Origin of the sequence: Pelotomaculum schinkii (assembly GCF_004369205.1) — a bacterium.
Classification (GTDB): Bacteria; Bacillota; Desulfotomaculia; order Desulfotomaculales; family Pelotomaculaceae; genus Pelotomaculum_C; species Pelotomaculum_C schinkii.
The window spans coordinates 1-6,023 of record NZ_QFGA01000006.1 but is presented as its reverse complement, the minus strand read 5'-3'; the positions used below and the strand labels follow the sequence as shown (position 1 = coordinate 6,023).

Below are 6,023 nucleotides of genomic sequence, written 5' to 3'. Positions count from 1 at the left end.
GCGTCTTGGGAGCCAAATACTCAAAGTTATTCATATACATCTTTGCAAGCCACCTCCTTCAAATACTTTCAGCTACCCATCGATAACCGCTTTCTTCACTTCTTACTGCAGAAAATTCTGATGTCGCACAATAAACCAGGTTTTGGACAACGCTTGTTCCTGCCGCTTCCCCCCTTTGTCTTTGATTCAACGCCAGGGGCTTTTCATTAACCAGTTGACTGTTCCCCCAGTGGTTAGAAGATCAGAGTCGCCGTCCTTCCTTGTTTTACTACTGTATATATAGAGGCCTCTCCGACCCTGAAACCGTTCTCCGTGTACCGCCAATCAATTACTATTATCGATTCCACCGGAATGGCTCTTTCAGAATGGTCCTTTAATATAGTAGTAAATATACTAATTTGTTGTATATTTATAGACTATAGTATAATAACAAGTTTTATTATAGGTCATAGTAGTATGCTTAAAAAAAATCTCTGTCGCATACTATAGCAGTATGCTAAAAAGATCCACTAATTGCCTACAACTGTCCGCCCTGCAGTTCTTGAAGTATTTCCTGCAAGAATCTCTCTTCTGCCTCACGGAAATAAATTAGATTTTTAATAACTTCCTTTTTCTTGTATGGCATCTCGATGCCGACCGAAAAGTTTTCCTTCATTCTTTTTATATTGGATTTAACCAAAGAAAGCCTTTTGGTTAAACAACTGATCATTTCCTCAGGGGTTAAGATATCAGAGGTTTCCAAGCCAACGTTCAGGTCAAGGTAGTACCATTCGAGATTGGAAAGCAGCCTTTTAGAAGCTTCAGCCAGAGCTACTCTACCGGAATCTGTAATGTAATACCTTTTTCTGTCCGGCATCCTGCCCTCTTTTTCTTTTTGTGAATAAACCAGCTCTTTTTCCTCTAACCTCTTTAACACCTGGTATATAGAGGCTACTCCGACCCTGACCCATCTTCTCATGTCCCGGCACTCGATTGTTTTGTCAATTTCATAGGCGTAAGAAGGTTTTTCACTTACAATACTGAGCAGAATGACCTCAATGTTCGACAATATTTGCACCATTATTTCACACAACCTATTATAGTCTATAGCAGCATGTACAAAAACGCACAAATACCCTTAATAAACATCCTTAGAAATTAATATTTTTATTATATTATATAGTAGCCTGTTAAAAAAATAAATAGCTATTAAAGAATAATATCTACGTAATAATGGGAAGGGTATTAAGATAATAAATAGATTTTATGTTAATAAATGTAAAACGTATAACGGCGCAAAAGCCCAAACAAAAAAAATTTCACTACTTAAGCGGAATTGATATCGCGTTAGAGATTGGAGCTATGTTTTATTGAAAAATGCAGGTGCGAATTCATTCGGACAAATGCAATATTTGGATGCTACAAGTTCGGCGCTAAGACATCGTTGTGCGATTGAAATGGCGCCTGCATATTTTCATGCTGCGTTGGCTCCGCGATAGCGGCGTGGAAAACTTCCCTGAAAATAAGGCTGAAACAATGTTGGGATTTGGCTTGATAAGAAGCGGCAGTTAGTTAGACATGATTGGGAAGGCACAATTCTTTATAAAAAAAGGGGAATTTAAGGATTCATCGTATTATTATAATTTGCAGTTGCATTTTAATAATTAAATATGCGGTAGGGAGGACACGAATTTGTTAGTGTATGAACTGGTCCAGCAGGGAGCTGACGAAAAAATTGCACTCTACGAAAAAGACGCTAAATACAGCTACGCCCAACTGAAAAAAAAGGTGGGCCAATACCGGAATTTCTTATATGCCCAGGGAATACGGCCAACTGATAACGTAGGTCTGTTCGCCAAAAACTCCGCCGATTTTATCTTCAGCTATCTTGCTGTGGTTAGCCTGGGAGGAGCTGTTGTGCCCCTGAACACCATGTTAACCGGCAGGGAAGCCTCCTTTATACTCGCTGACTCTCAAGCCAGGTACATACTGACTGATAAGGAGCTTCAACTAAACACAGGAGATATTGTTTCACCTCCCACGCAAATCCTGATTCAAAATATAAATGAAGAAACCAGCCGCGTCTCTTACCCTGCCGCGCCGGTCATACCCATGCAGGAAACCGACCCCTGTGTTATACTCTACACCTCCGGCACGACGGGCCGTCCCAAGGGAGCCCTGCTATCCCACCGCAACCTGATTACCAACGCCGAGGCGTTTTCAAAAGTCACAGAAGCTGCCGCCAGTGATAATACCCTGTGCGTTCTGCCGATGTTCCACAGTTTCGCCTGGACCTGCTGTGTCACAACGGCCCTCTATAACGGGGCTTCGATTACCATAGTTGAAACTTTTTCACCCAAAGAGGTCATCCAGACGATCAGGGAGATGGGTGTTACCGTAGTGATGGGAGTTCCCGCCATGTACAGTTATTATGCCTCCCTGGCAACACCTGCCGACCTGGCCGGTGTCCGTCTGTTCGCTGCGGGCGGAGCTTCCCTGCCGCTGGAAATTCTAAATAGCTTTTACACCAAAACCGGTAAAAAAGTTATTGAGGGTTATGGAATGTCCGAGGCATCCCCTGCTGTTGCTTTCAATCCTTTGGGCGCAACGAAACCAGGCTCAATCGGATTGCCCGTTCCAGGCGTTGAAGTGAAAATCATTGCCGGTGACGGCAGGGAAACGGTGACGGGAGAAATTGGAGAAATAATCGTTAAGGGCCCGAACGTGATGCTGGGGTACTATGGCCTGCCCGACGAAACCGAGGAGGCGCTCCGTAACGGTTGGCTTTATACCGGTGATTTGGCTTATAAGGATGAAGATGGTTATATTTTTATAGTTGACCGTAAAAAAGACATGGTGATTGTCAGCGGCTTAAATGTGTATCCCAGAGAAGTTGAAGAGATTATCTACCAGCACCCCGTTGTGCAAGAGGCTGCGGTCATAGGGGTACCGGATAAAAAACGCGGGGAAACGGTACGCGCATTTATTGTTCCCAAAGAGGGAATGCAATTAAATAAAAAGGAACTACTAAGCTTTCTAAAAAAGAACCTGGCCTCCTATAAGCTGCCAAGGGAAATTATTGAAGTTGGCGCAATGCCGAAAACAGCAACCGGTAAAATCTCCAAGAAGGATCTCAGACAACTTTATAACAATCTAAAATATACAGAAAGTTAACGGATTATAATAGAAGGGTTATGCAGCACATACTCAAGTACATCGACGCTTATTGCATACGGAGTAACCCCACAATGAATGCAGGGTCAAATTCATTCGCACACATGCAACATTGGCTGCCACAAGTGCGGCGCTGACCCGCCGTTGTGCGATTAAAATGGCGCCTACATATTTTCGTGCTGCGTGGCGCCGCGTTAGCGGCGTGTGAAACTACTCAGCGATGTGGGTGCACCCACATCGCTGATTTTCATCTTCTGCCGGCGCCGCGTTGGCGGTATGATTGCGATATGATTATCTAACTTACTATAGGAGAAGCACTTTCGTCAAAAGGGTTTGTCCTTAATGCAAATGAGAAAAGGTACCTATGACCATATTCAATTTTTCAAGCCTTTCCCGTTTCGATTTTATTGTGAGTAGTTTATTTAGGATAAGTGTTACCAGCAATACATTTATTGGAAGAAAGCCGAGAGAATTAAATACGTAATGATAGGTATTTTAAAAACCAATTCGACGAAAATCCACCAAAACCTCCCACATGGTCATCATATAGTCGTCAAACATGTTCTTCCTTCCTAACAAGGATCCGCATACTTGCAAAAATCAACTTGTATGCTTGCAAAAGTCAAGTTGTCAAACTGACCTTAAGAGAGTCCCATAAATATGCGTCGCCTTTAAGAGTGAATAAGCTACAAGTTTCTACAAATTACAGAAATTCATACTTGGTACATGCAAAATTGGCAATTCAGAGATATCGTTTTCGTAAAATGGTGGTTCGATTTCACCTGTAGAAATAGGTAAAAGAATAGACAACACATCGTCAGCATTAATGATTTTTGGGATACCTATAGATAAAAGTATAATTTATAATTAAATATTGTTCATATTCATAAATGTTGACAGGTATATCATAAATAAGTTATAATCACATCATACTAACAAAGGAGGTGTATCTAGTTGGCCTTTGAAATTTATAAACCACGTGGAGAAAAAGTAGGAAAACTACCCCTTGTATCACTTTCAAAGAATTCTATAGTCCTTAACAAAACCGCTCGCGAAAAGCTTAAAGCTGAGAATGTGGAACTGGCATTTGACCGCGAAACCAATACCATAAGGATTAGAGCTTCGAAGGACGGGCAAATTGTAAAGAAAACCAAGGTCTTTGCACGGGGCTTTTTCAATCATTTCGGTCTCGATAAAAAAGGAAGATTTACTGCCAGGCATGAAGAGGAGGAAAATGCTCTTTATGTTAACCTGGGTTAATATAGTTTTCACTATCGGATAGGGTGTTGCTGACTCTGTTTCAATAGTTCATTCAATGCTTTTGAAGCTTGTGTTAAAATATATGCAGTAAATTCAACCTCCAGATACCTGGAGGTCTTTTTGCCGGGATTTGCGCTTTTGTCAAATTAGTTGCATTTTGGTATTTGTGTCTGCAGCCTGTATTTCACATTGTTTCGAACTATAAGCAATATCCCAAAAAAGTTCTCATGTCAATTATATATCATACTAATACCCTGGCCTGAGAAAAATAGCATAGATCGCCAGCCCCAGGACCAGCACCGCCAATACAAAGACGCCTACCCCCCCCCGCCGGCAGCCTTTTTGCATGGCCCACCGGCCGTAGGTATAGGTATAGTAAGTTACCACCATGGGAGCAATCAGAAGCGCCAATTGTTCCATTATTCAACCCCCGCAGCTGGTTTAGTTTCCAATTGCAGTCCTGTCCTGCGGATTTTGCTGTGTACTGTCACATTAATACTAGCCTCGGGGTACCTGTTAAGCCACTGGAACTCCCTCCAGGACGGCACCGTCCAGAACTTGCGCTTAACCTGTTTCCCGAAGCCGAAAATGTCAGTTCCAAATTCCTCCTGGGTACGCCTGATTAGGTCATGTAAACCCTCCTGGAGTTGCCGGGCATAATACTCTTCTAAAAGTGTCTTATTGGCAGGGTCCTCGTAATTGTACCCGCTCGCAATTGAGATTATCTCCGGCTCGTTATAAATATCCACGTCGATTGTGACGTTCCCCTCCGGGTCTATGCTCGTCGTATATTTCGGGGGTCTGGCCTGGCGTACCTGCAAACCCACAGGGGTGTTGGGGTCGCTCGGGTCCGGCATACCTGTAATACCGCTCTTGATAAGGCCCCTTAGAACCAGGTAGTAACGTGTATCCTGGCCGTTTAAGATTCCGACCATTTTGTCCCCCTTAAATACCGCGCTGCCGATGACCTGGGCCTTGTTTGCTCCAGCAATCGGGACCTCTCCTGCGACATACTTGCCGGGGGTCGCCGCCCCGCCCCGGCCAATACCAGGCTTGGCCGACTCAAGCCCGCCTTCGTGGAGGGCAACCAGGGGAATACTGGGCTGAATGGATTCAGACTTGGTATCGTCGTAAAATTCACTCAACTGTGTACTATGGTAAAGGCCGGTTTCCCTGGACATCAAGTTCAGCAGCTCAATTTGCTTGGTCGGGCTGAGCTCCAGCGGGGGGGTGTTTTTTTCGATAAAATCCTTGGCCTTGCCACGACAGATAAAAATCTGGGCGGTGCCGCGCAGTTCCCGGTAGCGGTTAAGCGGGTAAATCCACTTGGCAAGGCCTTCCCTGGCCAGTTCCTCCGAGAATAAAAATGCCTTTGTATGCAGGAAAGACACCCGCCGGTCAACAACTGTGTTCAATAAGTCTATAGAAGCAAGGGGCGCGTAGCTTTCCACGCTGTAAATCAGCGTGCCTCCACCTTCTCCGCCACCACCGCCAAGTAGCTTCTCCCTTGGTTTGCCAATAAATTGCGCAAGGCCAAAATCGATTAGGCGAGTACGCCCATCGCTGTCGACAATAGCATTCTCAGGATGTACGTCACCGTGTAGTACCCC

6 protein-coding genes are annotated in these 6,023 nt (G+C 44.2%); 3 read left to right on the top strand and 3 right to left on the bottom strand.

Annotation, left to right across the window (positions count from 1 at the left end; all coding sequences use genetic code 11):
• A partial coding sequence (locus tag Psch_RS21015) for a hypothetical protein (RefSeq protein WP_206663813.1) occupies positions 1–210 on the top strand: 210 nt, incomplete at its 5' end.
• Positions 211–517: 307 nt separating this feature from the next.
• Here Psch_RS21015 and Psch_RS20920 read toward each other — a convergent pair.
• Positions 518–1,060 carry a PadR family transcriptional regulator gene (locus tag Psch_RS20920; protein ID WP_243124280.1) on the bottom strand — a complete coding sequence of 181 codons (543 nt, stop codon included), beginning with the start codon at positions 1,058–1,060 and terminating at the stop codon, positions 518–520.
• 617 nt (positions 1,061–1,677) lie between these two features.
• Between Psch_RS20920 and Psch_RS20915 the strand changes: the two genes are divergently transcribed.
• Positions 1,678–3,153, top strand: coding sequence for a long-chain-fatty-acid--CoA ligase (locus tag Psch_RS20915; RefSeq protein WP_243124281.1), 1,476 nt, complete (start codon positions 1,678–1,680; stop codon positions 3,151–3,153).
• A gap of 954 nt (positions 3,154–4,107) precedes the next feature.
• Positions 4,108–4,413 (top strand): hypothetical protein, encoded by a 306-nt coding sequence (locus tag Psch_RS20910; RefSeq protein ID WP_134219293.1) that lies wholly within the window; start codon positions 4,108–4,110, stop codon positions 4,411–4,413.
• Between the two features lie 246 nt (positions 4,414–4,659).
• Here Psch_RS20910 and Psch_RS20905 read toward each other — a convergent pair whose 3' ends face one another.
• Together Psch_RS20905 and Psch_RS20900 are read right to left on the bottom strand one after the other, a co-directional pair.
• The gene (locus Psch_RS20905; RefSeq protein WP_190259628.1) at positions 4,660–4,833 is read right to left on the bottom strand and encodes a hypothetical protein; all 174 of its coding nucleotides are present in this window, start codon (positions 4,831–4,833) and stop codon (positions 4,660–4,662) included.
• Positions 4,833–6,023 (bottom strand): Ger(x)C family spore germination protein (locus Psch_RS20900; RefSeq protein WP_190259627.1); only part of this gene is annotated, 1,191 nt, incomplete at its 5' end. The genes Psch_RS20905 and Psch_RS20900, both read right to left, overlap by 1 nt.

Bases quoted from the DNA above. Each gene is read 5' to 3' on its own strand.
- Psch_RS20920 (WP_243124280.1), bottom strand. From the start codon at position 1,060: ATGGTGCAAATATTGTCGAACATTGAGGTCATTCTGCTCAGTATTGTA.
- Psch_RS20905 (WP_190259628.1), bottom strand. From the start codon at position 4,833: ATGGAACAATTGGCGCTTCTGATTGCTCCCATGGTGGTAACTTACTAT.